Origin of the sequence: Sphingosinicella sp. LHD-64 (assembly GCF_031157375.1) — a bacterium.
GTDB lineage: Bacteria > Pseudomonadota > Alphaproteobacteria > Sphingomonadales > Sphingomonadaceae > Allosphingosinicella.
Map to the genome: position 1 here is coordinate 752,851 of NZ_JAVIFV010000001.1, position 24,356 is coordinate 777,206.

Annotated in this window: 22 protein-coding genes and 1 riboswitch; of the genes, 14 read left to right on the top strand and 8 right to left on the bottom strand. The window is 69.0% G+C overall.

Annotated features, from left to right (window positions below):
- Positions 1-160: 160 nt before the first annotated feature.
- Positions 161-676 carry a 50S ribosomal protein L10 gene (gene rplJ / locus RCO27_RS03695; RefSeq protein WP_309001906.1) on the top strand — a complete coding sequence of 172 codons (516 nt, stop codon included), beginning with the start codon at positions 161-163 and terminating at the stop codon, positions 674-676.
- Positions 677-807: 131 nt separating this feature from the next.
- On the top strand, positions 808-1,185 hold the full coding sequence (gene rplL / locus RCO27_RS03700) for a 50S ribosomal protein L7/L12 (RefSeq protein ID WP_309001286.1): 378 nt from the start codon (positions 808-810) through the stop codon (positions 1,183-1,185).
- Between the two features lie 151 nt (positions 1,186-1,336).
- Here the strand turns inward: rplL and RCO27_RS03705 are convergent, their stop codons facing one another.
- A complete protein-coding gene (locus RCO27_RS03705; RefSeq protein ID WP_309001907.1) occupies positions 1,337-2,224 on the bottom strand; it encodes a LysR substrate-binding domain-containing protein in 888 nt (295 codons plus the stop codon).
- A gap of 151 nt (positions 2,225-2,375) precedes the next feature.
- Between RCO27_RS03705 and RCO27_RS03710 the strand changes: the two genes are divergently transcribed.
- Together RCO27_RS03710 and RCO27_RS03715 are read left to right on the top strand one after the other, a co-directional pair.
- Positions 2,376-4,220 (top strand): TonB-dependent receptor domain-containing protein, encoded by a 1,845-nt coding sequence (locus RCO27_RS03710; protein ID WP_309001287.1) that lies wholly within the window; start codon positions 2,376-2,378, stop codon positions 4,218-4,220.
- Between the two features lie 39 nt (positions 4,221-4,259).
- The gene (locus RCO27_RS03715) at positions 4,260-4,658 is read left to right on the top strand and encodes a DoxX family protein (protein ID WP_309001288.1); all 399 of its coding nucleotides are present in this window, start codon (positions 4,260-4,262) and stop codon (positions 4,656-4,658) included.
- Here RCO27_RS03715 and RCO27_RS03720 read toward each other — a convergent pair.
- Positions 4,655-4,915, bottom strand: a complete 261-nt coding sequence (locus tag RCO27_RS03720) for a hypothetical protein (RefSeq protein ID WP_309001289.1) — start codon at positions 4,913-4,915, stop codon at positions 4,655-4,657. The genes RCO27_RS03715 and RCO27_RS03720 overlap by 4 nt on opposite strands.
- A 51-nt stretch (positions 4,916-4,966) precedes the next feature.
- Positions 4,967-5,770, bottom strand: coding sequence for a thioesterase family protein (locus RCO27_RS03725; RefSeq protein ID WP_309001290.1), 804 nt, complete (start codon positions 5,768-5,770; stop codon positions 4,967-4,969).
- Positions 5,771-5,915: 145 nt separating this feature from the next.
- Positions 5,916-6,024, top strand: a riboswitch (SAM-I-IV-variant riboswitch).
- A gap of 39 nt (positions 6,025-6,063) precedes the next feature.
- Here RCO27_RS03725 and RCO27_RS03730 point away from each other — a divergent pair.
- Genes RCO27_RS03730 through RCO27_RS03740 form a run of 3 tightly spaced genes read left to right on the top strand, consistent with a single transcriptional unit; the run spans position 6,064 to position 9,883 of the window.
- The gene (locus RCO27_RS03730) at positions 6,064-7,788 is read left to right on the top strand and encodes a hypothetical protein (RefSeq protein WP_309001291.1); all 1,725 of its coding nucleotides are present in this window, start codon (positions 6,064-6,066) and stop codon (positions 7,786-7,788) included.
- Entirely contained in the window at positions 7,782-8,729 is a 948-nt protein-coding gene (locus tag RCO27_RS03735) for an alpha/beta fold hydrolase (protein WP_309001292.1), read from the top strand. The genes RCO27_RS03730 and RCO27_RS03735 overlap by 7 nt, the downstream gene beginning before the upstream one ends.
- Positions 8,726-9,883: a PLP-dependent transferase gene (locus RCO27_RS03740; protein WP_309001293.1), complete on the top strand. Its 1,158-nt coding sequence runs from the start codon at positions 8,726-8,728 to the stop codon at positions 9,881-9,883. The genes RCO27_RS03735 and RCO27_RS03740 overlap by 4 nt, the downstream gene beginning before the upstream one ends.
- A gap of 4 nt (positions 9,884-9,887) precedes the next feature.
- On the opposite strand, the gene RCO27_RS03745 is transcribed toward RCO27_RS03740, so the two are convergent.
- The 4 genes from RCO27_RS03745 to RCO27_RS03760 form a co-directional block, all read right to left on the bottom strand.
- Positions 9,888-11,147, bottom strand: a complete 1,260-nt coding sequence (locus RCO27_RS03745) for a heparan-alpha-glucosaminide N-acetyltransferase domain-containing protein (protein ID WP_309001294.1) — start codon at positions 11,145-11,147, stop codon at positions 9,888-9,890.
- Positions 11,148-11,149: 2 nt separating this feature from the next.
- Positions 11,150-12,379: a DUF418 domain-containing protein gene (locus RCO27_RS03750; protein ID WP_309001295.1), complete on the bottom strand. Its 1,230-nt coding sequence runs from the start codon at positions 12,377-12,379 to the stop codon at positions 11,150-11,152.
- A 94-nt stretch (positions 12,380-12,473) separates the two neighbouring features.
- On the bottom strand, positions 12,474-13,868 hold the full coding sequence (locus RCO27_RS03755; protein WP_309001296.1) for an alpha/beta fold hydrolase: 1,395 nt from the start codon (positions 13,866-13,868) through the stop codon (positions 12,474-12,476).
- Between the two features lie 153 nt (positions 13,869-14,021).
- Positions 14,022-14,330, bottom strand: coding sequence for a helix-turn-helix transcriptional regulator (locus RCO27_RS03760; protein ID WP_309001297.1), 309 nt, complete (start codon positions 14,328-14,330; stop codon positions 14,022-14,024).
- A gap of 93 nt (positions 14,331-14,423) precedes the next feature.
- Here RCO27_RS03760 and RCO27_RS03765 point away from each other — a divergent pair, with 93 nt between their 5' ends.
- Complete coding sequence (locus RCO27_RS03765; protein ID WP_309001298.1) at positions 14,424-15,521, top strand: NADH:flavin oxidoreductase/NADH oxidase; 1,098 nt, start codon at positions 14,424-14,426, stop codon at positions 15,519-15,521.
- 49 nt (positions 15,522-15,570) lie between these two features.
- Here the strand turns inward: RCO27_RS03765 and RCO27_RS03770 are convergent, their stop codons facing one another.
- On the bottom strand, positions 15,571-16,821 hold the full coding sequence (locus RCO27_RS03770) for a hypothetical protein (protein ID WP_309001299.1): 1,251 nt from the start codon (positions 16,819-16,821) through the stop codon (positions 15,571-15,573).
- A gap of 186 nt (positions 16,822-17,007) precedes the next feature.
- Here RCO27_RS03770 and RCO27_RS03775 point away from each other — a divergent pair, with 186 nt between their 5' ends.
- The 6 genes from RCO27_RS03775 (at position 17,008) to RCO27_RS03800 (ending at position 24,340) form a co-directional block, all read left to right on the top strand.
- A complete protein-coding gene (locus RCO27_RS03775; RefSeq protein WP_309001300.1) occupies positions 17,008-17,958 on the top strand; it encodes an alpha/beta hydrolase in 951 nt (316 codons plus the stop codon).
- 69 nt (positions 17,959-18,027) lie between these two features.
- The gene (locus RCO27_RS03780; protein WP_309001301.1) at positions 18,028-18,369 is read left to right on the top strand and encodes a hypothetical protein; all 342 of its coding nucleotides are present in this window, start codon (positions 18,028-18,030) and stop codon (positions 18,367-18,369) included.
- 158 nt (positions 18,370-18,527) lie between these two features.
- Positions 18,528-19,745 carry an ATP-binding protein gene (locus tag RCO27_RS03785; protein ID WP_309001302.1) on the top strand — a complete coding sequence of 406 codons (1,218 nt, stop codon included), beginning with the start codon at positions 18,528-18,530 and terminating at the stop codon, positions 19,743-19,745.
- 123 nt (positions 19,746-19,868) lie between these two features.
- On the top strand, positions 19,869-20,906 hold the full coding sequence (locus RCO27_RS03790) for a hypothetical protein (protein ID WP_309001303.1): 1,038 nt from the start codon (positions 19,869-19,871) through the stop codon (positions 20,904-20,906).
- Positions 20,907-20,966: 60 nt separating this feature from the next.
- Complete coding sequence (locus tag RCO27_RS03795) at positions 20,967-23,093, top strand: TonB-dependent siderophore receptor (protein ID WP_309001304.1); 2,127 nt, start codon at positions 20,967-20,969, stop codon at positions 23,091-23,093.
- Positions 23,090-24,340, top strand: a complete 1,251-nt coding sequence (locus tag RCO27_RS03800; RefSeq protein ID WP_309001305.1) for a PepSY-associated TM helix domain-containing protein — start codon at positions 23,090-23,092, stop codon at positions 24,338-24,340. Before RCO27_RS03795 ends, RCO27_RS03800 begins: the two co-directional genes overlap by 4 nt.
- The last annotated feature ends 16 nt before the right edge of the window (positions 24,341-24,356 follow it).

Here is a 24,356-nt window from a genome sequence, read left to right on the forward strand (position 1 = left end):
AAGAGATTTGTACCGCCGCGGCGTGCGATTGCCGATGCGGATTGCCGGACGGTCTCCGGCTGCGAACCCCTCCCCTTCGGACTCGTGACGCGCGGGATGTCCCGCGCGCCGCAAATGCGTCTGCCGGATGGTCCGGCAGGCGGGTGTGAAGGAAGTAGCTATGGATCGCGCTCAGAAGAAAGAAGCGGTCGCGGCGCTCAAGCAGACGTTCTCCGAGGCGAACGTGGTGGTCATCACCCGTAACCTCGGGCTGACGGTGGCCCAGTCCACCCAGCTTCGGATCAGGATGCGCGACACCGGGGCCAGCTACAAGGTCGCGAAGAACACGCTCGCCCTCATCGCCGTGGAAGGCACGCAATACGCGCCGATCAGCGACATGCTGACCGGCCCGACGGCGCTCGCCACCTCCACCGATCCCGTTGCTGCGGCCAAGGCCGTCGTCGAGTTCGCCAAGACGAACGACAAGCTCGAGATCGTCGGCGGCGCGATGGGCGAGACGCTCCTCGACGTGAACGGCGTGAAGGCGCTGGCCGAGCTTCCGTCGCTCGATGAACTGCGTGCCAAGATCGTGGGCCTCATCCAGGCGCCTGCGACCAAGATCGCGCGGACCATCAACGAGCCGGCAAGCAAGCTGGCCCGCGTGCTCGGCGCTTATGCCGCCAAGGACGCCGCGTAAGAAGACCAACCAACCCACCGTCATGCTGAACTTGTTTCAGCATCCAGCGACGAGCTTCCCAGGAGGCGGAGAACTGGACCCTGAAACAAGTTCAGGGTGACGAAAACGAAGAGACGAAACGGAGACTTAAAATGGCTGATATCAATTCCCTCGTCGAGAAGCTCAGCGAGCTGACCGTCCTCGAAGCCGCCGACCTCGCGAAGGCGCTCGAAGAGAAGTGGGGCGTTTCCGCCGCCGCCGCGGTTGCGGTTGCCGGCCCGGCCGGTGGCGGCGCCGCCGCTCCGGCTGCCGAAGAGCAGACCGAGTTCGACGTGATCCTCACCGGCGACGGTGGCAAGAAGATCAACGTCATCAAGGAAGTCCGCGCGATCACCCAGCTCGGCCTGGGCGAAGCCAAGGCGCTGGTCGAGAGCGCCCCGAAGGCGATCAAGGAAGGCGTCAACAAGACCGAGGCCGAGGCGATCAAGAAGCAGATCGAGGAAGCCGGCGGCACCGTCGAGCTCAAGTAACCGAGCAGCCCGCGAGGGCTGCGTAGAGTTATCCCGGCGAAAGCCGGGATCTCGGGGAGAAGGGCCGAGCCTTTCCGTCCTGAGATGCCAGCCTTCGCTGGCATGACGAGCCAGAACAAGGGCGGCGCCGCAAGGCGTCGCCCTTTTCGTTTCAGGCGCCGTCGACGGCGAGCGCCAGCAGGCGGTCGGCGAGCTCGATCACGGCGGCGCGGGTTTCGCCGGCGCGGAGGCAGGCATAATGGCCGGCGGGATTGGGCTCGGCGCGGGGGGCCACATAAGCGAGCCGGCCAGCGGCGATCGCAGTTTCGGCGAACGGCGCACGCAGGAGCGCCACGCCGAGGCCGGCCTCTGCTGCGACCAGCACGGAATCATAGTCCTCGAAGCGGCGGTCCTGCCAGCGCGGGCGGTAGCGGATGCCGGCACCGGTCAGCCAGGCGCGCCAGTGGGAGACGTCGGAATCGTGCAGGAGCGGCCGGCGGAGCAATGCTTCGGGCGCGGCATCGCTGCCGAGTTCGGCCGCCAGGGCCGGAGCGGCGGCCGGCCGTAGCGTCTCGCCGAACAGCAAGCGGGCGTCGAGACCCTCCCACCAGCCGCGGCCGTAGCGGACGGCGAGATCGGCCTCCTGCGCGTCGAGATCGGTGGGGCGGTGGTCCATCAGCACCTCGACATGGATGTCGCCGCGCTCCAGCCGGGCGAGCCGGGGCAGCAGCCAGAGCCGGGCGAAGGACGGGACGACGGCGAGACGCACCGTCGGCCGGCCGCGGCGCGGGCGCCACTGGTCCGCGCTGCGCGACAGGGTACCGAGCGCCTGGCGGGCATCGGCCGCGAAGCGCTGTCCGGCAGGGGTGAGGCGGACCCCGCGGCCATGACGGTCGAACAGGGATGTGCCGAGCCATGCCTCCAGCACCGCGATCCGGCGGCTGACCGAGCCATGGGTGATGCCGAGCATTTCGGCGGCGCCGGTGAACGAGCCCGCCTCCGCCGCGGCGAGCAGGGCATTGAGGCCGTCGAGCGGCGGGAGCGGATCTAAGTTGTGCATATAGTGCACTGAAGGCCTTCAAACGGTGCGCTATGTCAAGAGTCCAGCCGCTGCCATGTGTCTGGGAATGATCAATACGCGCGCCCTGTGTCGCCGCCTCTTGGCCTCTGCGTGTCTGGCTGTCGTTGCCACCCCCGCCCTCGCCCAGCGGGTGGACGAGAATGCCGTGTCCGACGCCGAGGACGCGTTCGGATCGAATATCGGTGGCGAGACGCTCGGCATCTACAGCCCGTCGGACGTGCGCGGTTTCTCGCCGACCGATGCCGGCAATGTCCGGATCGAGGGGCTCTACATCGATCGCCAGACCGAGCTCACCAGCCGGCTGATGGCGGGCAACCGGGTCCGGATCGGACCCTCGGCGCTCGGCTATGCCTTCCCTGCCCCTTCCGGCATCGCCGATTACCGTCTGCGCGCAGCGCAGGACGAAGCGGTGCTGAGCACGGCGGCCAAGGTCACCAGCTTCGGCGGCTGGGAGGTCGAGGCGGACAGCCTGCTGCCGCTCGATGGGCGACGGCTGGGCCTCGCCGCCGGCGCGGGATTCTACCGCAACCAGTTCCAGTTCCGGAACAGCAACGACGTGCTGTCGACCGCAGTGTCGCTGGTGTGGCGGCCGAACGACGCGACCGAGGTCAAGCCGTTCTGGAGCCGGATCCAGGTCGACGACGAGGAGGCCTATCCGATCGTGATCGGCGACGGGCGGAGCCTGCCGGACCAGATGACCCGCCGTCGTTTCCTCGGTCAGGACTGGGCCGACTTCGAGGTGGAGCGGGTGACCTATGGCGGGCTTGGGCGGACGCGGGTCGGCGGCTTCACGCTGCGGGCTGGCGCGTTCCGATCGGCGAACATCACTACCGAAGGCTATACGATCCTGCTCGACGCCGCGCCGCGCGGCACGCCGGCCGCGCGCACCGTGATTGCCAATCCGCGGCGCTCCAACGCCTCGACCAGCGGCGAGGTCAATCTCTCGCGCCAGTTCGGCATCGGGCGCAGCCGGCACGAGCTGCTGTTCGCCGTGCGGGCGCGGCGGCAGACGCGCTTCTATGGCGGCTCGGACCGCGCCGATCTCGGCCCGGCGCCGTTCGACGAGGAGCTGGCGGTGCCGCGCCCGGCCTTCGCCTTCTCCACGCGGACCGAGGACCGGGTGCGGCAATGGACCGCGGGGCTGGCCTGGCAGGGGCTGATCGAAGGCGTCGGCCAGCTGAGCCTCGGCATCCAGCGCAGTGACTATCGCAAGAACGTGACGACGCCGACCGGCGCCCTGCCGGAATCGCGGGCACGGCCGTGGCTGTTCAACGCCGCGGCGGCGGTCGAGATCACCCCTGCCCTCGCCCTCTACGGCGGCATGACGCGCGGCCTCGAGGAGAGCGACGTCGCACCCGAGACGGCGGTCAACCGCGACGAGGCGCCGCCGGCGATCCGCACCCGCCAGATCGATGCGGGCGTGCGCTGGCGGCTGGGGCCGATGACGCTGATTGCGGGCGGCTTCGACATCGAGAAGCCCTATTACGGGCTGGACCGCGGCAACGTCTTCCGGCGGCTCGGCACCGTCACCCATCGTGGCGTCGAGGCGTCCTTGAGCGGTTCGCCGGTCGAGGGGCTGACCGTGGTTGCCGGCGGCGTGCTGCTCGACGCGCGATTGAGCGGCGACGAAGTCGCCGACGGCACGATCGGGCGGCGGCCGATCGGCACGCCGTCCCGTACCCTGATCGCCAATCTCGATTACCGCCTGCCGGAGTTTCCGGCGCTGTCGTTCGACCTTGCGGTCGAGCATGCGGGCCGGCGCTATGGCGACGCCGCCAACGACGTGCGGGTGCCGGCGCGGACCATCGTCGACCTCGGCCTGCGCCACCGTTTCCAGCTCGGGCGGGTGCCGGCGGTGCTGCGGGTGCAGGCGACCAACCTGTTCAACACCTATGGCTGGGACGTCGAGGGCAACAACGCCTTCGTCTACATCCAGAGCCGGCAGGTCATCGCGCGACTTGCCATGGACATCTGAACCCAGCAGGGTGTCGGCAGAATCGAAAGGGAGGAGCGGATGACCACACCTTCGATGCTGTGGACCGGCCGGGTGCTGACCGGGCTGTTCGCCCTGTTCATGCTGGGCGCCTCGATCGCACCGAAGCTGCTGCGGCTGCCGGTCGCGGAGGAGACGATGGCTGAGCTGGGCTGGCCGGCCGGCTATGCCTTCATGATCGGGATCATCGAGCTCACCTGCCTCGTCCTCTACCTCATCCCGCGCACCGCCGTCTTCGGCGCGGTGCTGATGATGGCCCTGCTCGGCGGCGCGATGGCGACCCAGATCCGCGCCGAAAGCCCGCTCTTCAGCCACATCCTCTTCAGCCTCTATCTCGGCCTCTTCATGTGGGGCGGCCTGTGGCTGCGCGATGCGAGGGTCCGGGCGCTGTTTCCGCTGCGGCGGGAGGGGGGTGACTAGGATCGAACCTCCTCGCCCGCTGCGTATCGCGGCAAATCAGCGACCGCGTCGTCGAAGGCTTGTCGTATCTCAGTTTGGCTGAAGCCTTGATCCCAAAGCTCCGTCATCAGATGCTTCATGACGCTCGGCAAAAGCGGAAGATCTGGCCAAGGGTTGCTCTGATGCAACTCCTTAAGGGCTAGGCCGAATTGGTAGACCGCGTCCATCGATCGATCTTGCCATTGATCCGCATGGTTTGGTTCGTTCTCGTCGCCCATACAACGAAGTGTGCCGCCGAAGGCGGTTGTCCGCAACGGTCTAAGGCCGCTTCATTGCGGATCGCGATAGTAGACGAGCTGGTGGCTGGTCGCGAGGAGGCGGCCGTCGGCGGTCCAGAGTTCGGCGGACTGGTCGTGGAAGCCGCGATCGAAGATGCGAGCGTCGGCGAGGCCGAGCACAGGCGCCGCGCCGGCCGCAGCCAGATCGTCGTCGGTCGCATGGAAATACGCCGTCATGGTGATCGTGCCGAACGGGACCATGCGGCGGCGGACGTGGATGATGCGGCCGAAGAAGATGTCACAGAGCGCCGCGAGGCCGGGGAAGTCGAGTGGGCGAGGCGGATCGTTCACGATCCAGAGCAGCGAGCGGGCCGGACCGGGCACCTCGGCCGTTTCGGGACCGCCCTCGGCGAAGCGCATGTCGAAGCGCTCGACCCATCCGGAAAAGCCGCCGGCGAAGCGCGACAGTGTCTCGAACGGCGGCGCGATGGGCGGGGTCGCGGGGCGGTGGGCGAAGGTTTCCGGGCGGGCGCCGAACAAAGCGGTGCCGGTGGCGGCGATGGTGCCGTCGGCCTGGACAAGCTCCATCGTCCAGTGCTGGGTGGAGCGGTTGGTCCGCGCCGGACGGGCGGCGATGGTGAAGGCGCCCTTCGCCAGCGTGGCGCAGAAGTTGACGGTGAGCGCCACGGGCTGACCCTCGCGCGCCGGATGATCCAGCGCGGCGCGCAGCAGCAATGCGGCGATGGTGCCGCCGAACGGGCCGACCATGTTCCAGTAGGCCTCGCTGGTCGCGCCCTGCCAGCGGTCTTCGCCGAGCCATTCGAGCGCGATCGAGTCATCGAAAGGGTGCGACATGCATGTCTCCTTACGCCATCACGCTAGAGCCTGACCGTCCCGGCGCCAATGCGGTGGCAGGTCATGAACCCACCTTGACGGCCGGAGCCTCTCGCCGTTAAGGAGCTGGTCATCGGATTGCTGTATTTCGCGAGGAACGAAGCAATTCGTGCATCAAGAGTGGGCCCTTGGCCCACGCCAACCTGCCCTCCCGGGCAAGGTGGCGGTCCCGAAGACGGGACGATGCGGCCGGACCGGCAAGTATACGGGGTCTTTCGGCTGTGTCGTCCTTCGAGAGTGAAGAAGGATTGGTCATGCAGCTGTCGGTGGTCCCCAAGGCCGAACCCGCCCTCAAAGCAGAGGTTGTCGCCACGCCAAGCGCCGCGCTCGCGCCGGTCGCGGTGCTGAAGTTCGGCAGCTCGGTGCTGCGGACGGTCGACGACCTGCCGCGCGTCGCGGGCGAGATCTACCGGCAGCGGCGCGCGGGCTTCCGGCTCGTCGTCATCGTCTCGGCATTGGCGGGAGAGACCGACGCCCTGTTCGCGCAGGCCGGCAAGGTGGCGGGCGGTGTCGACTGCGCCGGGATCGCCGAGCTGGTGTCGCTGGGCGAGGAGCGGACCGCCGCCCTGCTGCGCATCGCCTGCGACCGGATCGGGCTTCCAGCGGACATCTGCCGGCCCGAGGGACTGGGGTTGAAGACCGAAGGCGATCAGCTCAGCGCCCATCCGATCGCGCTGGAGGGCGACGTGCTGCGCGCGAAGCTCGCGGCCACGGGCGTGGTGATCGCGCCGGGCTTCGTCGGCACCGATGCCGACGGACGGCGGGCGCTGCTCGGCCGGGGCGGATCGGACCTTTCCGCCGTCTTCCTCGCCGGCGCGCTCGGCGCGGACCGCGTGCGGCTCTACAAGGACGTGAACGGCGTCTACGACCGCGATCCGTCGGTGCTGAAAGACCCCAAACGCTTCGCCGAGATCAGCTGGCACGATGCGGCCAAGGTCGCCGGCAAGCTGATCCAGCCGCAGGCGATCGACCATGCCGCCCATCACGGCCTCCCGATCGAGGTCGCCGAGATCGGCGGCGCCTCCCCCACCCATGTCGGCGCCTGTACCGGCGCGGCGGTGCCGGTCGCGGCCCGCCGCCCCTTGCGCATCGCGCTCGCCGGCTACGGCGTGGTCGGCCAGGCGCTCGCCGCCCGGCTCGCGAACGAGCCCGGCTTCGAGATCGTGTCGATCCTGGTCCGCGACCTCGGCCGCACCCGCGCCGTTTTGCCCCCCTGCGCCCTCACCGACCAGCCCGACGCCTTCGTCCGGATCGGGGCCGACATCCTCGTCGACGCCCTCTCCTGCGACGCCACCGGGGAAGCCCTGAGCCGCGTCCTGCTTGGCAGCGGCTCCCATGTCGTCAGCGCCAGCAAGCGCGTCATCGCCCGATCGGGCCGGCCGCTTGCCGCGCTCGCCGAGGTCAATGGCGGATCGCTGCGCTACTCCGCCGCGGTCGGCGGCGCCGCGCCGGTGCTGGAAACCGTCGCCGAGGCGCGCCGCGCAGGCGAGATCGCCGAGGTGACCGCTATCCTCAACGGCACCGTCAACTTCATCCTCGACCGGCTCGCCGCCGGCACCGATTTCGAGACCGCGCTGGACGAGGCGCGCGCCGCGGGCTTCGCCGAGGAAGACAGCAGCTGCGACCTCGAAGGCGCCGACGCGGCCGCCAAGCTGCGGCTGATCGCGGCCGAGGCGTTCGGGGTCGACCCTGTTTCGGTGGAGGTCGCGACCGAGGCGCTCGACGGCGCGGCGGCCGAACGCATCCGGGGGACGCGCTGGCTCCAGGTCGCGCGGCTGACCCAAAGCGGCGCCGAGGTGGCGCTGCGGCCGGCCGGCGAAACCGATCTCCCCGCCCTGCCCGGCGAATGGAACGGCGCCCGCATCACCCTGACCGACGGCTTCGCCTTCGACTGCGTCGGGCGCGGCGCCGGCGGGGCGGCGACCGCCGAGGCGATCGTCGCCGACCTGTTCGAGATCCACGAGGCGGCGGCATGCTGATGGAAGCGGACCACGACATCGCGACCGATATCGACGTCGCGATCCCTGTTCATCTGCGCCATCTCGGCGCAACGACGCTGGCGCGGCTGACCGGCAACCCGGACGGGCCGTTGATCGTCGCGCTCGGTGGCATCTCCGCCAACCGTTTCGTCGCGAGCGGCGAATATCGCTCGATCGGCTGGTGGCCGGGTCTGGTCGGCGAAGGCCTCGCCGTCGATCCGGCGCGCCACCGCATCCTCGGCCTCGACTTCGCCGCCGACGAGACCGGCCTCACCGCCCCCACCACCCACGAGCAGGCCGAGGTGCTGGCCGCCGCGGTCGCACAGGCGGGCGGCGGGCCGGCGGTGGTGATCGGCGCCTCCTATGGCGCGATGGTGGCGCTGGCGCTGGCCGAGGCACGGCCGGAGCTGGTCGCGAAGCTCGTCATCATCTCCGCGCCGGCCGAACCGCATGCCGCAGCGACCGCGATCCGCGAGCTGCAGCGCCGCATCGTCGGGCTCGGCATCGAAACCGGGCGCGCACTCGACGCGCTGTCGATCGCCCGTGGCCTCGCCATGACGACCTACCGCACCAGCGAGGAGTTCGCCGAGCGCTTCGTCGGCGGCATCCCGGACGAGGACCCGCTCGGCATCTCGGCGCCGGGCGCCTATCTGAAGGCGCGCGGCGACGTCTATGGCGACGTCATGTCGCCGCAGCGCTTCCTCAGCCTCTCGGCCTCGATCGACCGGCACCGGGTCGATCCGGCCGCGATCCCGCATCCGACCCTGGTGCTCGCCGCCTCGACCGACCGGCTGGTGCCGGCCGGGCAGAGCGCGGCGCTCGCCGCGGCGCTGCCCGATGCGCGGCTCCACATCCTCGATTGCCTGTTCGGCCACGACATGTTCCTCAAGGACGCGGAGAAGGTCGGCGCGCTGGTCGGCCCGTTTCTGGAGGACAAATGACGACCCGCAAGCCCGCCACCATCCTCGCCGGCGCCCGGCCCGATGCCGACCCCGGCCTTCACGGCGTCGCACCGCCGCTCTGGGCGTCGGACACCTTCCGCTGGGCGACGGCGGAGGAGAAGCCGGCCTACGACTATGGTCGCACCGTCAATCCCAACCGCGACATGCTCGCCGATGTGCTTGCCGAACTGGAAGGCGCGGCCGGCGGGGCGATCACCGGGAGCGGGCAATCGGCGGCGCTGCTCGCCTTGCTGCTCGTGCCGGGCGATGCGCATGTCGTGGCGCCGCACGATTGCTATGGTGGCACCTACCGGCTGATCCGCGGGCTGGAGGAGCAAGGGCGGCTCTCCGCCACCTTCGTCGACATGACCGACATTGACGCTCTTGGCCGTGCGCTGGAGCGGGAGACCGCTTTGGTATGGATCGAGACGCCGAGCAACCCGCTGCTGCGGGTGACCGACATCGCGCGGGTCGCCGGGCTGGCGACGGCGGCGGGAGCGCTGTCGATCGCCGACAATACCCTGCCCACTCCGCTGCGCCAGCAACCGCTGGCGCTTGGCTGCGATCTCGTCTTCCATTCGACCACCAAGGCGATCAACGGCCATGGCGACCTGTTCGGCGGCGCGCTGCTGGCCAAGAGCCCGGCGCTGGTCGAGAAGCTGCAATGGTGGGCCAATGCGGCCGGTCTCTATGCCGGTGCGCGCGACGCCTGGGAAACGCTGCGCGGGGCGCGGACGCTGTCATTGCGACTCAACCAGGCGGAGGCGAGCGCGCAGCGGATCGCCGGGTGGCTGGAGGCGCGGCCGGAGATCGAGGTCGTCAACTATCCGGGCCTGGCCGGCCATCCCGATCACGATCTCGCGGCGCGCCAGCAAGCGGGCCCAGGCTTCATGGCGAGCTTCCGGGTGAAGGGCGGCAACGCGACGGCCTCGCGCTTCCTGACGGGCCTCAGGCTGATCACCCTCGCCTCTTCCTTGGGTGGCCATTCGACGCTGATCTGCAAGCCCGCCAGCATGACCCATCGCGGCATGCCGCCCGAGGCGCAGGCCGAGGCGGGGATCACGCCGGACCTGCTGCGCCTGTCGGTGGGGATCGAGGAGGCCGACGACCTGATCGCCGACCTCGAACGCGGCTTCGCGGCGATGGGCGGCTGACGCCCTAGAGGTAGGACAGCCACCAATCGCGGCGGCGCGCCTTCAGGGCACGCCACCAGACGCAGCACGGGTAGAGCAGGACCAGCGTGACGCCCCAGGCCACGAAGGTGGCGGAGATCGGTAAATCCAGCGCGGAGAGCGATGCCGGATCGAGGATTGCCTTCCGGAGAAAGTCGAACAGCCCGTTCGTCGAACGCCCGGACAAAGCATGGGCGGCTATGCTCAGCAGGTGGATCAGGTAGATGTGGAGCAGATAGGCGAACAGCGGCACGGCGCCGAAAACTTGCAGCACCCGCCCCGGAGTACCGCTCCAGCGTTCGAGCAGCGGCATGATCAGCAGCATCGGCCCCAGCGTGGCGCAGACGAAGAGCAGCGAGGGCGGATATTTGGTCACGTCCAGAAAGCGCATGATCGTCGCGGTCCACGAGGCTTCCTCGACCCAGGGGCGCGGATCGCCATAGAAGTTGAACGCCCGCAGCATCAGGAAGGCGGCGATCATCGCCGCGCCGATCAGGAGCAGGATGCGATCGCGCTTCGCCGACAGGAATGCCGGGCCTGAGCCGTAGCCGATCGCCATCACGCCGATCCAGGCGAGGACCGGATAGCCGACGAAGGCGACTGGCGCGCCGCCCGCCGACCACATGCCGCCTTCGTGCAGGAACATCCAGAGCCAGCCCAGCGAGCCGAATTGCTGCGGTGTCAGCGGGTCGAGCAGATTGTGGCCGGCGACGATGGCGATGCCGACAGCGAGGACGACCGGCCGCGGCAGCCAGACGAGCGCGGCCATGGCGACCATCGCCCAGCCGATCGCCCAGATCACCTGCAGAAAGAGGAAATAGGGCAGGCTGAACGACCAGCCGAAGCTCACCGCGGTCACGTCGAGCACGACCAGCCAGAGGCCGCGCTTCAGCAGGAATCCGGAGAGCGTCGGGGTCGTCTTGCCGTTGGCGCCTTGCAGCCATGCCGAAACGCCGGTCAGGAAGACGAAGGTCGGTGCGCAGAAATGCGTCACCCAGCGGGTGGCGTAGAGCAGCGCATTGGACCGCGCCGGATCGAGCGGATCGAAGACGAAGCCGCTGGCGTGGAAATAATGGCGCACATGATCGAGCACCATCAGGACGATCACCAGCCCGCGCAGGATGTCGATGGCGCGCAGGCGGTGATCGACAGCGCGCGGCGCAGCGGCCGCCGCCGATCGCGGTTGCGTGCCGGCGGGTTCGCCCGCAGCGCCGGGCTGAAGGAAGGCGAGAGGCTGGACGCGCATCTTCAGGCCACCGTCGACGGCACCGCATGTGCCGCCCCCTTCGCCACGCCATAGCTCAACCGGCGCCAGAGCCATTCGACCGGGCCGTAGGGGAAAGCCGACAGCCAGAGGCGGCTCGCCAGTGCGAGGGCGAGGAACAGGCCGAGGCCGAAGCCGGTGAGCCCGGCAATGCCGAAATCGTCGATCCGGCCGAGGCCGTAGCCGTAAAAGACCCAGCCGCCGATCGCGCCCGAAGCCAGATAGTTGGTGAGCGCCATCCGCCCGGCCGGCGCGAGGATCGCCTGCAGCCAGGTCGCGCCGTGCGAGAAGAGCAAGGCGAGCGCGGCGAGATAGCCGAAGGCGAGGATCGGCGCCCCGGCAAAGGCGGCGGTGACCGCCGCGCCGCCAAGCCCTTCGGGGCGGATGTTGAGGAACGGCCCCATGTGTATGACGCTCAGCGTCAGGCCCAGCGGAACGCACCACCAGGCGATGCGGCGGAGCAGGCGCCGGTGACTGGCAGGATCGGTCAGCACCCCGGTGCGCACCGACCAGCTGCCGAGCAGGAACAGGCCGAAGATGCTGAGATCGTAGACCAGCGCGTGCGCTGTGGCGGTCGCGCGGCGGGTGGCGCCGAGCCAGATGTTCTCGCGCACCGCGTCGAGATAGGACGCACTCGTGTAGGCGGCGAGGCCGTGCGCTGCACGGTCGGCGGCAGTGAGCTCCATCAGGTCGGGAATGGGGTGGCCGAGCACCACCTCGACCAGGCCCTGGATGAGCGGCGGCGCGACGGCCAGCACCAGCCCGACCTTCAGCAGCGCCGCATCGCTCCAGCGCGCGCAGAGCATCAGCAGGAAGCCGAGCAGAGCATAGGTCGCCAGGATGTCGCCCCAGAACAGGAAGATCTGGTTGACCAGGCCGAAGAGGAGCAGCACGCCAAGGCGCCGCATGTAAAAGCTGCGGAAATCCGCGCCTCTCGCCTCGGCCCGCATCAGCAGAATGGCGAAGCCCGCGCCGAACAGGAAGGCGAAGCAGGACCGCGCCTTGCCGAGCATGAACAACAGATCCGCGGCGGCGATGCCGATGTCGAGTCCGCCCGCCGCGGCGAAGACTTGGCGCGCGTTGAACATCATCACCATCGAGCCGATGTTCATGACGATCACGCCCATCAGCGCGAGACCGCGCAGCGAGTCGATGTGGGTGATGCGCTGGCGCACCGGGCGATGCCCGGCGGGCCCTGCTTCGATCAAGTCCATGTGTGGGTGCTCCTCAAACCTGCCGGTTAGGACGGGAGCGCGTGACGGAGCGTTTGAACGTCCGTTTGAATCGCGTGGAAAATGATGCCGCCAGCTATCCCGCCTCGGCCAGGAAGGCGTGGATCGCAGCGATGATCCGGTCGGTCGCGGGCTCGCGGCTCAGGGGGATGTGGCTGTCGGTTTCCAGCACGGTCAGCCGGGCATCCGGGATTTCCGCAGCGAGCTGGATGCCCTGATGGAGCGGGACGCGCTGATCGTCGCGGGCGTGGAGGACAAGAGTTGGGGCGCGAACTTCGGCCAGACGATCGCGCACGTCGATCTCCGCGAAGGCCTCGAGGAAGCGCACCGCGTTCCCGGGCGAAGCGGTGCGGCGCTGGAAGGCGTTGAACCAGTCGAGCTCGTCATGCGTCGCAGACGGCATGAAGGTCTGGCTGAAAATCTGGCGATAGGCGGGATTGTCCTGCCCCCACCCGGTGCGCACCAACGTGATGACCGCTTCACGTTGCGCGACCTCCTCCGGAGGTGCGACATGGCGCCAACCGGCGGCATAGCCGCCGAGCAGGATGAGCTTCGTTACCCGCTCGGGATGGCGCGCAGCATATTCGATCGAGACGGCGCAGCCCTGACTGATGCCGAGCAGCGGGAAGCGTTCGAGGCCGAGCGTGTCGGCCACCGTCTCCAGATCGCGCACGAAGGCCTCGAAACCCAGATCGGGCACGTCCCAGTCCGACAGGCCGTTGCCGCGCTCGTCGTAGCGAACGAGGCTGTGTGTGTTCGAAAGCCCCTGGAACAGACGGCCCCAGACCGGACCGGTCCAGTCGAGCTCGAGATGGTTGAGCCAGTTGGCCGCCTTGACCAGCGGCGGCCCCTCACCGGTGCAGGCATAAGCGATGGCGGCGCCATCGGGCGCCTGGCAGTAGCGCACGGCCTGTTCGACGGGCGCCTGCGTCAAGGGCGGCTCAGGGGGCTCGGCAAAGCCGAGCACTTCAGCTTCGTGCAACAGCAGGCGACGACGCTCCTGCGTCAGGCCGGGGTCGCGGGCCGCGCGCGCGAGATGGGGCGCACGCAGGCGGTCGATCTCCGCGCGCTCGGCCGCCAGCCAGAGATTCCATTCGTCGAGGCCGGGCAGGTCCAGTCCGGCAAGCGGCGGTTCGAGGGCCGGCTCCGGATCGACAGTGGTCAGCCGGTCGAGATCCAGAAGGAAGCGGTCCCGGTCGAGCTCGACCCGGTCCCGCGCCGCGACAAGCGCCTCTCCCCACGGACCGAGCATCGCGCGAATGCGGGAGAGCGACCAGCGCAGCGCGCCGCGGGGATCGGCGGGGATCGGAAAGAACAGCTCGCACAGGCGCTCTCGGCGGGCCGGACGCGCGCTCAGCAGCAGATAGACGAACAGCGCCCGCGTCTTGCGCGATGCCGGAAGCGTAATCGCACGCGTGCCGTCATGCAGCGCGAGGTCGCCGAGCAGGCGGACATGGAGCCTTCCATCCATTCCATGCTTCTCCAGAGAGCCCGACCTCCGGCGCGCGCCGTCGTCGAACACGCGACGCATGGCGCCTCGGTGAAGAGCTTCATCCGGCTTTCGACATGATAGCCGTTTTGCGCGACAAAAATGCCACCCGCGTCGTGCCTCGCCCGGACGGTCTCAGCCTTGGCTCTTCGCGTTCAGCACCGCGTCGAGCAGGCCGGGGAAGCGGCGGTCGAGCTCTTCGCGGCGGAGCGTGTTCATGTGCTGGACGCCGGCGATGCGGGTGTGGACCAAGCCCGAGCTGCGCAGGACCCGGAAATGATGTGACATGCTCGATTTCGGGCGGCCGCCATCCAGGGTGGCGCAGCTTGCCTCGCCCTCGCGGACGAGATGGTGGACGATGTCGAGCCGGATCGGATCGCTGAGCGCATGGAGGACATGCTCGACCGCAACGTCGTCGATATTCGGATGGGGATAAGCACGCATGCTCAGCCTCTTAGCACAGGGTTGCAATCAATGCTATTGTTCGAGTATATTCGAACTATCGAATCAGTCTGCACTCCCTGGAGACACTCTGACATGGCTTCCCTGTTCGACCCCTTCACGCTGAAAGGCGCGACCTTGCGCAACCGCATCGCCGCCTCGCCGATGTGCCAGTATTCGGCCCAAGACGGCCTCGCGAACGGCTGGCATCGCACCCATCTGCCGACGCTGGCGCGCGGCGGCGCGGGGCTGGTGGTGATCGAAGCAACCGGTGTATCGCCCGAAGGCCGGATCACGCCGGGTGATCTCGGCCTCTGGAACGACACGCAGGCCGAAACGCTGGCGCCGATCGTCGCCGAGGTGCAGGCCGCAGGCACGGTGGCGGGCATCCAGCTCGCCCATGCCGGGCGCAAGGCGAGCGCCAACAAGCCCTGGGAAGGCGACGACCATATCCCGGAGGACGATCCGCGCGGCTGGCAGACGATCGCACCGTCGGCCGTGGCGATGGGCAGGCACCTCCCCAAAGTGCCGCGGGCGATGAGCAGTGACGACATCGCGCGGGTCCAAGCGGATTTCGTCGCCGCGGCGGAGCGCGCCCGCGATATCGGACTCGAGTGGCTGACCCTGCACTTCGCCCATGGCTATCTCGCGCAGAGCTTCTTCTCGGTCCATGCGAACCGGCGCGAGGACGACTATGGCGGCAGCGCGGAGAATCGGGGCCGCTTCCTGGTCGAGACGCTGGCTGCGGTGCGTAAGGTGTGGCCGGAGGACCGGCCGCTCGCCGCGCGCTTCGGCGTGATCGAATATGACGGACGCGACGAGGAGACACTGGTGGAGTCGATTGATCTCGTCCGGCGGCTCAAGGCCGAGGGACTCGATTTCATCGACGTCAGCGTCGGGTTCTCGACGCTGGACTCGCGCATTCCCTGGGGTCCGAACTTCCTCGCCCCGGTCGCCGAGCGGGTGCGCAAGGAGACCGGCCTCCCGGGCTCGACGAGCTGGTACATCAGCGATCCGGCCGAGGCGAACGCGCTGGTCGCGGAAGACAAGGTCGATCTGGTGATGCTCGGCCGGCCCCTGCTCGAGAACCCGCACTGGCCCTATGCCGCGGCGCGCGCGCTGGGCCGCGAGGCGCCGGCCTGGACCCTCCCGGCGCCCTACGCCCACTGGCTGTCGCGCTACCGGGCAGCCTGAAGAAAATGGGGCGGCCGAAGCCGCCCCATCCCTCTCCAGATCGTGAACGTCAGATGCGCTGCGGCTCGCCGTGCAGGCGGGCCTCGACGTCGTCGTGCAGGCCCGACGGCAGGTCGATCGCGAACGGCTCCAGCCCCTCGCCATTGGGCAAACCGACCGCGAAGGAAGCCGAGGTGCGACCCTCGCTGCCATCCGGCAGGCGGTAGCGGGCATCGGCGACCACCACCGGCAGCACCTTGCCGCGCAGGCCCTCGGTCGGCACCGAGATAGCCGCCTCGACCTTGGCGCCATCGCCCGCCGGGATGTCGACCTCCGAGCGCTGGGCGTCGGCCGGCGGCTCGATCAGCGACCGTTCCATCTCGGTCGCCTGATCGGCGGCGACCATCCAGGTCGAGATCCGGACGTCGCGGGCGGGGACGGAGCCGGTATTGCCGACGGTAAGCTCGAACTCGACGCGCGCTTCGTCGCCGTCGGTGCCGGCGCGGACCGGGCGCATCAGGAATTCGAGCCACGGACGGTCGGCGACCGGCGCCGGGCTCGCGTTGAGCGCCTCGACATCGCTGTCGTTCGCCGTGATGATTTCGGTCTCCTCGATGCGCGCGGGCTGGGCCGCGGCGGCGACCGGCGCGGCCATCACCGGCGCCCCATAGGCCGGAGTCTCGTAGGCCGGCGCCTCGTAGACGGTCTCCTCATAATATTCGTCCTCCGAGCGCCGGCGGCGGAAGGCGAAGAAGGCGATCAGCGCCAGGATAAGCGCCGCACCGGCCGCGATCCACGGCCAGATCGGCGCGGTCGCCGTGGTTTGGGCCGGCGTCGCCGGCTCGACCGAAACGGGCTCGGGCGTCGCGGCCGGCGGGAGCGGGGCCGGGGCGATCGCCTCGGGCGGCACGGCCGGTGCAGGCGCCGGCTCGGTCACCGGCTCGGGTGCAGGCGCCGCGGCGCGGGGTGCGGGCGCCTCGGCGCGCGGACGCGGCGCCGGGCGTTCGGCGCGCTGGGTCGTACGCTGGCGCGCCGGCCGCGCCTCTTCGGCGGGTGGCGGGGTCGCCGGCTGTTCAGCGACGGGCGGACGCGGCGCCAGCTGCACCGGCGCACGCTGCTGCGGCTGCGGCGCGGGGGGCGTGGCGGTTGCGGGCGGAGTCGTCGCGACAGGTGGCTGCATGGTCGCGACCGGCGGTGGAGTCACCACGGGAGGCGGCGTCACCGTCGGCGCATCCTGCGCCAGGCCGGGGGTTGCAGGAAGCACGACCGACGCGAACAGCGCGCCGGCGGCGATACGAAGCTTGGTGTGATTGTGTGTCATAACAGGGGGGCAACGAATTTCGCGGACGGACGGGCTCGGTTCGCCGCGCGATCTGCGCCCGTCCGTGCCGATCGGGCGGCGGAGCGCAAAAGGCTCTTTCAGCGCCGAAACGGCAGAAACGGTGCCAATTGTAGGAAAAGCTTCGCGAATCCGTCCTATTTCCGGCATCAACGAAGGGTGCGACGCATGCTCGATATCGGCGAGCCGGTTGCGGAGAAGGAGCTGCACGCGGGTCATCCGCGGCGGTCGATTCCGACCGACATGACCTTCGCGCCCTGGATCGCGCCGGACGGCTGGCCGCTGCGCAGCTTCGCATGGCCGGCCCAAGACCGAACGCGCGGCAGCCTGCTGTTCCTCGCCGGCCGCGGCGACTTCGTCGAGAAATATCTCGAGGCGCTGCGGCACTGGCATGAAGGCGGCTGGCATCTCGCCGGTTTCGACTGGCGGGGGCAAGGCGGATCGGGACGGCTGCTCGTCGATCGTGCGGTCTGCCACCTCGACAGCTTCGATCCGCCGCTGGACGATCTCGACGCCTTCGTCGCGGACTGGAAGGGGCGAACGCCCGCACCGCACGTCATCGTCGCTCATTCGATGGGCGCACACCTGACGCTCCGCCTGCTCGCCGAGCGGCACGCGCAGGTCGATGCGGCCGCGCTGATGGCGCCGATGGTCGCGATCGCCGCGAGGGGACTGCCCAATGCGGCAGTACGGGCGCTCTCGGGCACGGCGGTGGCCGCGGGATTGGGGCGGCGGCGGATCTGGGGCAAGGACATCGGCAATTATGGCGGCCGGATGACATCCTGCCCGGATCGGCTCGAGGACAAGCTCTGGTGGAAGGCGGTGCAGCCCGAGACCGCGTCGGGCGCCCCGAGCTGGGGCTGGCTTTGCGCCGCCGCGCACTCGATCGCGCGGATGCAGCGCGTGCTGCCGCAATTGCCGAACCATGTTCCGTTACTGATCCTCGCCTCCGAGCTCGATCCGGTGATCGACGTCGCCGCGCTGAAACGGATCGCCGCACGGCTTCCGCAGAGCGCGCTTCGCCTCTTCCCGGGCCGCAGCCACGAGTTATTGCGCGAGGCCGACGCGCGCCGGCTGGAGGTCTTCGCGGCGATCGACAGCTTTCTGCCGGGAGGCTGAGGCCAGTTTGCCCGGCCCGTCGGCACGACCTATAACCCGCCGATCCAGTGCGTTTTCCGGGATCGATCCATGTCCGAGAGTCCGGCACCGCCACCTCCATCGGGCCCGCCAGGCCCGGGCGCCGGACGGGCGATCGCGCTTGCGTTGGTCGGGCTTGGGGCAGTGGTGCTTGCCTATTTCGGCTTCTTCTTCGCGATCCTGATCATCGGTTTTTCCTTCGATACCCCCGGCGCCCATTTCACCGACTCCGGTCTGTGGTTCCGCCTGCTGGCGTTGTGGCCGCCCGTCTCGTTGCTGCTCGTGGCGCTCGCCGCCGTCATCGGCATCTTCACCGGCACGCTGCGTCTGTTGTGGATCGCTCTCGGCCTGTTCGTCGCCAGCATCGTCGTGATCGTCATCGGATTCAGATGAGCGCGAAGCTCATCGGCTGACCGCTGCGAGACGGATCGGTTCGGAGCGTCAACGATTTGTCAAACCCGGTGGTAGAAGTCGTCCGCCAACCTGCGGTCATCACCAATTGAGGTGAGCCGCGATCTCGGCCATGGAGAGCCGGGGCAATTGGACACGGAATGGACGGCGAGCGGGATCCCGGCCCGGTGGGCGCGGACATAGCGGCGGATCTGGAGCGCTATGCGCTGCTCGCGCGCGAGCAGGCGGTGACGATCGCCCACTACAAGAAGATGTACGACCGCTCCTCGGCGCTGGCACGGATCGGCGTCTGGGAATGCGACCTTGCGACCGAAGCGCTGATCTGGACCGACGGAGTCTACGATCTGTTCGAACTGCCGCGGGGATCGGCCATTCCGCGTGCGAAGATCGTCGAGATGTACGAGGAGACGTCGCGCGCGGAGATGGAGCGGGCACGCGCCGAGGCGATCCGCGACGGCACCGGCTTCGCCCTGGACATCCTGATCCGCACGGCGCGCGGGACTATGCGGTGGCTGCGCCTGACGGCCGACATCGAGCAGGATGCGCAGGGTCGATCGGTCCGCATCTTCGGCACCAAGCAGGACATCACCCAGGAGAGGGCCGGGCAGGAACAACTGCGCGCGCTGCAGGCCGAGCTCATCCACCTGTCGCGGCGCAGCGCGATGAGCGCAATGGCCACGACGCTGGCCCACGAACTCAACCAGCCGCTGACCGCGATCGGCAATTATGTTGCCGGCACGCGGCGCGCCCTCGCCGATCCGGTCAGGAACGGCGCCCTGCTGGAGCGCGGTCTCGACGCGATCGAGAAGTGCGCGTTCGGCGCGGGCGACATCATCCGCTCGCTGCGCAAAATGACGAGCGAGAACCTGTCGGGACGGCGCCAGGTGAATCCGAACGCCCTGATCCAGGAGGCAGCCGCGCTCGCCATGGTCGGCGCGGACAACCGGGTCCGGCTGCACTACGACCTTGTCGAAGGGCTCGCGATCGAGGCCGATCCGGTCCAGATCCAGCAAGTCTTCGTCAATCTCGTCCGCAACGCGATCGAGGCGATGGAGGGGTGCGAGCGGCGCGACATCGTCATCACCACCGAAGCGGCGGACGACGAGGTGCACATCCGCGTCGACGACACCGGACACGGCATCGCCCCGGACCTGCTGGCAACGATCTTCAATCCCTTCGTCTCGTCGAAGCCCGGGGGGATGGGTGTCGGGCTGTCGGTCAGCCGGACGATCATCGAGGCGCATGGCGGCCGGATGACCGCGGCCAATCGCGCCAGGGGCGGCGGCGCCAGCTTCGCGCTCGTCCTGCCCCGCACCGGCGATGCCGATGAGGAATCGCAGCCCGCTCCGTCTGCCTAGAGCTGCTCGACGATGCGGTTCGACGCGCATCGTGTCGTCGAACCATCGCCCGACGCCGCGACGAGATTGACGTTGCGCCGGCGAGCCGGGCAGATGGCTGCGTGGGCATATGGAGAGCGATATATGAACGTGACTGCCCAATTGATGCTGCTCGGCCTCGCGGCCACCGGAACTGTCGAAGCCGCCCCGGCCCCGGGGATCTCCTGCCATGACGCACAGGCGGCCGGTGAAGGAATCCTGCCCGCGATCTTCGCGCCCGGGACGATTTCCGGCGGTGCGCACGATGCGGCGCCGACCTTCACGCCGGACGGCGCCACCGTCTTCTTCTCGCGCAGCAATCCCTCCGGCGCGGCGATCATGATCTCGCACCGGACCGCGGACGGCTGGACGACCCCGGTCGTGGCGCCCTTCTCCGGCGAATGGAACGACCTCGAGCCGGTGATGGCGCCCGACGGCTCCTACCTGCTCTTCATCTCCAGCCGGCCGACCATGCCGGGGCAGCCGCAGATCGACGGCTTCTTCAACAACCAGGTCCAGCCCGGCCAGGGCGGCAACATCTGGCGCGTCGACCGCGAAGGTGACGGCTGGAGCGCGGCGCGCCGCCTGCCCGACATCATCAATGCCGGCACCTCGGTCTTCGCGCCGTCGCTCGCGCGCGATGGCACCCTCTATTTCATGCGCTCCGACCCGGACACGCGCCGGTTCCGCCTGTACCGGGCCGAAGCGCGCGGCGACGGCTATGACTCGCCGCAGCCGCTGCCGTTCAGCACCGGCGAAGTGACCGACGTCGATCCGGCGGTCGACCCCGATCAGCGCTTCCTGATCTTCGGATCGGGCCGCTACGCCCAGCGCGGCATCGACCTGTTCATCGTCGAGCGGCAGGGCGACGGCTGGGGCGTGCCGGTCCATCTCGGCAAGAGCATCAACACCCCCCAGTCCGACGCCGAGCCGCGGCTCAGCGCCGACGGTACCACGCTCTATTTCTCGAGCGAACGCACGATCGCGCAGTCCTTCCCCCGCGTCCGTGCCGACGCGGAAACCGCGATGGCCGCGGCGGACCAATGGAACAACGGCCAGTACAATGTCTGGAGCGTGCCGATGGCGGACGTGTTCGCACGGGTGGTCGGCCGCCGCCCCGAAGGGGCACAGACGCCGCCCTGAGCACGAAAGCAATCGACACGCCTCTTGACAGGCTGAGAGCGCCTCGCATTAGCTCGATTAATGAGAATCGTTCGCATAAATGCGCGCAAGGCGGCGCTGATCGCCCTGTGCTCCGGCGCCCCGCTCGCGGCCCAGCCGGCCGAAACCCCGGCGCCGGACGAGGCGGACGAGATCATCGTGACCGGGCGGGCGAGCCGGCTTTATCGCGCCAACGAGATTTCGAGCGGCAAGCTGCCGGCCGATCCGCTCGCCTCGCCGCTCGTCATCAACGTGATCACCGAGCAGCTGATCGCCGACCAGGGCGCACGTGATGCGCAGGACCTCTACCGCAACATCCCCGGCGTCTCCTTCTTCAGCTATGCCGGCGTCACCGCGCGGGGCTTCCGGCAGGAAGAGATCTTCTACGACGGCCTGCGCGGCGATCCCTATGCCGGCTTCTCGGTACCGCAGCTGTTCAACATCGAGCGGGTCGAGTTCCTGAAGGGCCCGGCCGGGATGCTCTACGGGCCCGGCGCCCCCGGCGGCCTCTTCAACTACATCACCCGAAAACCCACCGACCGCTTCTTCGCCCGCGTCTCCGGTTCGCTCGGCAACCGCGACCGCTACGGGGGATCGGCCGAGATCAATGCCCCGCTGGGCGCCGGCTTCGCCGCCCGCGCCGGCGTCTTCTTCGAGGATCAGGACAGCTTCCGCGTCAATGCCGGCAGCCAGACCTTCATCGCTGACGGCGGCCTGCGCTACGATTTCGGGCCGGCCCAGCTGACGCTGCAGGCGAACCATTATGATCAGGACCTCGCCGCCAATCGCCTGCGCGGCATTCCGGCCGACAATGACGGCAATTTCCTGACCACGATCCGCTGGAACCACAACGAGCCGGGCGACTTCCTGAACCTGCGCTCCGACGTGCTGCAGGCGCGGCTCGAGGCCCAGCCGGTCCAGGGCGTCACCTTCGACGCCACCTTGCGCTACAACGACGCGCTGGAGACGCAGAATTATCACGAGCCGCAGGGCCTGTTCGATTCCGACGGCGACGGCGTCCTCGACGCGACGATCCGCGAGTTCCGCGACCAGGCGCGCAATCAGGAGACCTGGTCGTTCGGCACCAATCTGGTCTGGACCGCCGAGCTCGGCGCCAATGTCCGCAACCGCGTCCTCGTCGGCTATGACCGCTACACTGCCGATTTCGTGTTCGACAGCCGCCAGCTGAGGGGTCGCAACCGGGTGACGCCCGGCCTGCCCGACCCGTTGAGCCTGTTCGATCCGCAATATGGCCAGTCCGATCCGGCGACCTATAACCTGCCCGCGATGACGCGGACGCTGACCGGACAAAGGCGCGAAGGCTTCTACGTGCTCGACGAGATCACCGTCGGGCCGGTGATCGGCGTCATCGGCATGCGCCACGACCGCTTCCGGGATCGCTCCGGCACGACCAGCTTTTCGGGGAGCGACGAGACCCTTCGTGCCGGGCTCGTCTACCGCGTGACGCCGGAAATCTCGCTGTTCGGCCAATATGCACAGAGCTTCGAGCCGCAGGCGATCGCATCGCAGAACCCGCTCGCCGGCGGCCCGTTCGCGCCGACCAGCGGCGACATCTTCGAGGGCGGGGTGCGCACCGGCCTGTGGGGCGGCCGGCTCCAGTCGACGCTTGCCGTCTACCAGATTCGCCGGCGCAACATCCTCCAGGCCGATCCGCGCGGCGACCCCGGCGGCGACGGGGTGAATGACTTCGTCGCGTTCGGCGAGGTGACCAGCAAGGGTTTCGAGCTCGATCTCGCCGCCGACATCACCCCGGATTGGGTGACGACGCTCGCCTACGCCTATAACGACACCCGGATCACCGAGACGCTGGGCACGACACCGCCGACCAACAGCGTCGGCGACCGCTTCGCCAACGCGCCGCGGCACAAGCTCGGCTTCTGGACCCGTTACCAGTTCCGCGAGCCCGGCATCGCCATTGCGTTCGGTGGCGACCATGTGTCCGAGCAGCTCAGCCTCGATGGCCAGCGCGTCCGGCCCTACATGGTGTTCGACGCCTCGCTGATCTGGGAGCGCGGGCCGTGGCGGGCGCTGGTGCGCGTCGACAACCTGTTCGACAAGACCTACGCCGCCTCCGGCTTCATCACCCGCAGCGGCCATTTCCCGGGCGAACCGCGCACCGTCTTCCTTGAAGTGACCCATCGCTGGTGAAGGCGATCGCCCTCGATCCGCCCGCGGGCGGCGCGCGAGTGGCGAAGCAGCCGCCGGCCAAGCAGGCGCGCACCTGGTGGCTGATCCACCAGTGGGTGGGATTGAAGCTCTCGATCCTAATGAGCTTCGTGCTGCTGACCGGTACGCTCGCCGTGTTCAGCGCGGAGATGGACTGGCTGATGCGCCCGGCGCTGCGGGTCGAGGCCGGCAGCGTCCAGGGGCCGGTCAACTGGTCCGCCATCACCCGCAACTCCGCGGCCTACTGCCCCGCCTGCCGGATCCAGTCGATCGACGCGCCGGTCGCCGGCCTGTTCGCGGCCAGCGTGACGATGCGGCGGCCGGAGGGTGGCCTCTTCTTTCTGTACGCGCATCCGACCACCGGCGTGGTCCAGGGCGAGGGCCATTGGGTTGGCGCCGAGCGGGTGCTGCGCAACATGCACCGGCACCTCAACATGCCGGTCTGGCTCGGCGTGCCGATCGTCTCCGCGCTGGCGCTGCTGCTGCTCGTCAGCTTCGCCACCTCGCTGATCGTCTACAAGAAATGGTGGCGCGGCTTTAAGCGGCCGATCCGCACCCGCGACGCTCGCACCGGCTGGGGCGATTTCCATCGCCTCGCCGGCGTCTGGAGCCTGTGGTTCCTGGCCATGATCATCGTGACGAGCCTCTGGTACCTGGTCGAATCCCTGGGCGGCGAGGCGCCGCTGGCGCCCCGTGCGACGGCACCGATGGTCGCCTTGCCGGCGCCATCGCTTGCCGAGCGGGTCGCGGCGGGCCTCGCCGCGGCACAGGCGGCGGAGCCCGCGCTGGCGATCGAGCGGGTCCAGTTCCCGACCGACCGCGTCGGCGCCTTCATCTTCGAGGGCCAGAAGAGCGCCCTCCTCGTCCGGCCGCGCGCCAATGCCGTCTGGACCTCGGCAGCGGATGGCCAGGCCCTGCTGGTGACCGACGCGCTCGACCTTTCGGTCCACCAGCGCATCTCCGAAGCCGCCGACCCGCTCCATTTCGGCACCTTCGGCGGCTACTGGACCAAGGTCCCCTGGTTCCTGTTCGGCCTGCTCCTGACCGGCCTCTCGGTCTCCGGTGCGACGCTCTATGCGATGCGCCTGAACCGCAGCAAGCAGCTTAAGGGTCAAAGCGGCGCTGTTCTCGCCCGCGCCTGGCGGGGCATGAATGTCTGGCGCTGGCCGGCGCTCGCCTTGGTGCTGACCGGCTTCGCGCTCCTGCCCACCCTGTTTTCGATCGACTAGCCCACTTTACAGTGCG

Excerpts from the sequence above, each read along its gene's own strand:
- RCO27_RS03715 (WP_309001288.1), top strand. The coding sequence starts at position 4,260 with ATGACCACACCTTCGATGCTGTGGACCGGCCGGGTGCTGACCGGGCTG.
- RCO27_RS03770 (WP_309001299.1), bottom strand. The coding sequence starts at position 16,821 with ATGACACACAATCACACCAAGCTTCGTATCGCCGCCGGCGCGCTGTTC.
- RCO27_RS03730 (WP_309001291.1), top strand. The coding sequence starts at position 6,064 with ATGCAGCTGTCGGTGGTCCCCAAGGCCGAACCCGCCCTCAAAGCAGAG.
- RCO27_RS03775 (WP_309001300.1), top strand. The coding sequence starts at position 17,008 with ATGCTCGATATCGGCGAGCCGGTTGCGGAGAAGGAGCTGCACGCGGGT.
- rplL (WP_309001286.1), top strand. The coding sequence starts at position 808 with ATGGCTGATATCAATTCCCTCGTCGAGAAGCTCAGCGAGCTGACCGTC.
- RCO27_RS03755 (WP_309001296.1), bottom strand. The coding sequence starts at position 13,868 with ATGGATGGAAGGCTCCATGTCCGCCTGCTCGGCGACCTCGCGCTGCAT.
- RCO27_RS03720 (WP_309001289.1), bottom strand. The coding sequence starts at position 4,915 with ATGGGCGACGAGAACGAACCAAACCATGCGGATCAATGGCAAGATCGA.
- RCO27_RS03705 (WP_309001907.1), bottom strand. The coding sequence starts at position 2,224 with ATGCACAACTTAGATCCGCTCCCGCCGCTCGACGGCCTCAATGCCCTG.
- RCO27_RS03750 (WP_309001295.1), bottom strand. The coding sequence starts at position 12,379 with ATGGACTTGATCGAAGCAGGGCCCGCCGGGCATCGCCCGGTGCGCCAG.
- RCO27_RS03735 (WP_309001292.1), top strand. The coding sequence starts at position 7,782 with ATGCTGATGGAAGCGGACCACGACATCGCGACCGATATCGACGTCGCG.
- RCO27_RS03740 (WP_309001293.1), top strand. The coding sequence starts at position 8,726 with ATGACGACCCGCAAGCCCGCCACCATCCTCGCCGGCGCCCGGCCCGAT.
- rplJ (WP_309001906.1), top strand. The coding sequence starts at position 161 with ATGGATCGCGCTCAGAAGAAAGAAGCGGTCGCGGCGCTCAAGCAGACG.
- RCO27_RS03760 (WP_309001297.1), bottom strand. The coding sequence starts at position 14,330 with ATGCGTGCTTATCCCCATCCGAATATCGACGACGTTGCGGTCGAGCAT.
- RCO27_RS03725 (WP_309001290.1), bottom strand. The coding sequence starts at position 5,770 with ATGTCGCACCCTTTCGATGACTCGATCGCGCTCGAATGGCTCGGCGAA.
- RCO27_RS03795 (WP_309001304.1), top strand. The coding sequence starts at position 20,967 with ATGAGAATCGTTCGCATAAATGCGCGCAAGGCGGCGCTGATCGCCCTG.
- RCO27_RS03745 (WP_309001294.1), bottom strand. The coding sequence starts at position 11,147 with ATGCGCGTCCAGCCTCTCGCCTTCCTTCAGCCCGGCGCTGCGGGCGAA.
- RCO27_RS03785 (WP_309001302.1), top strand. The coding sequence starts at position 18,528 with ATGGACGGCGAGCGGGATCCCGGCCCGGTGGGCGCGGACATAGCGGCG.
- RCO27_RS03765 (WP_309001298.1), top strand. The coding sequence starts at position 14,424 with ATGGCTTCCCTGTTCGACCCCTTCACGCTGAAAGGCGCGACCTTGCGC.
- RCO27_RS03780 (WP_309001301.1), top strand. The coding sequence starts at position 18,028 with ATGTCCGAGAGTCCGGCACCGCCACCTCCATCGGGCCCGCCAGGCCCG.
- RCO27_RS03790 (WP_309001303.1), top strand. The coding sequence starts at position 19,869 with ATGAACGTGACTGCCCAATTGATGCTGCTCGGCCTCGCGGCCACCGGA.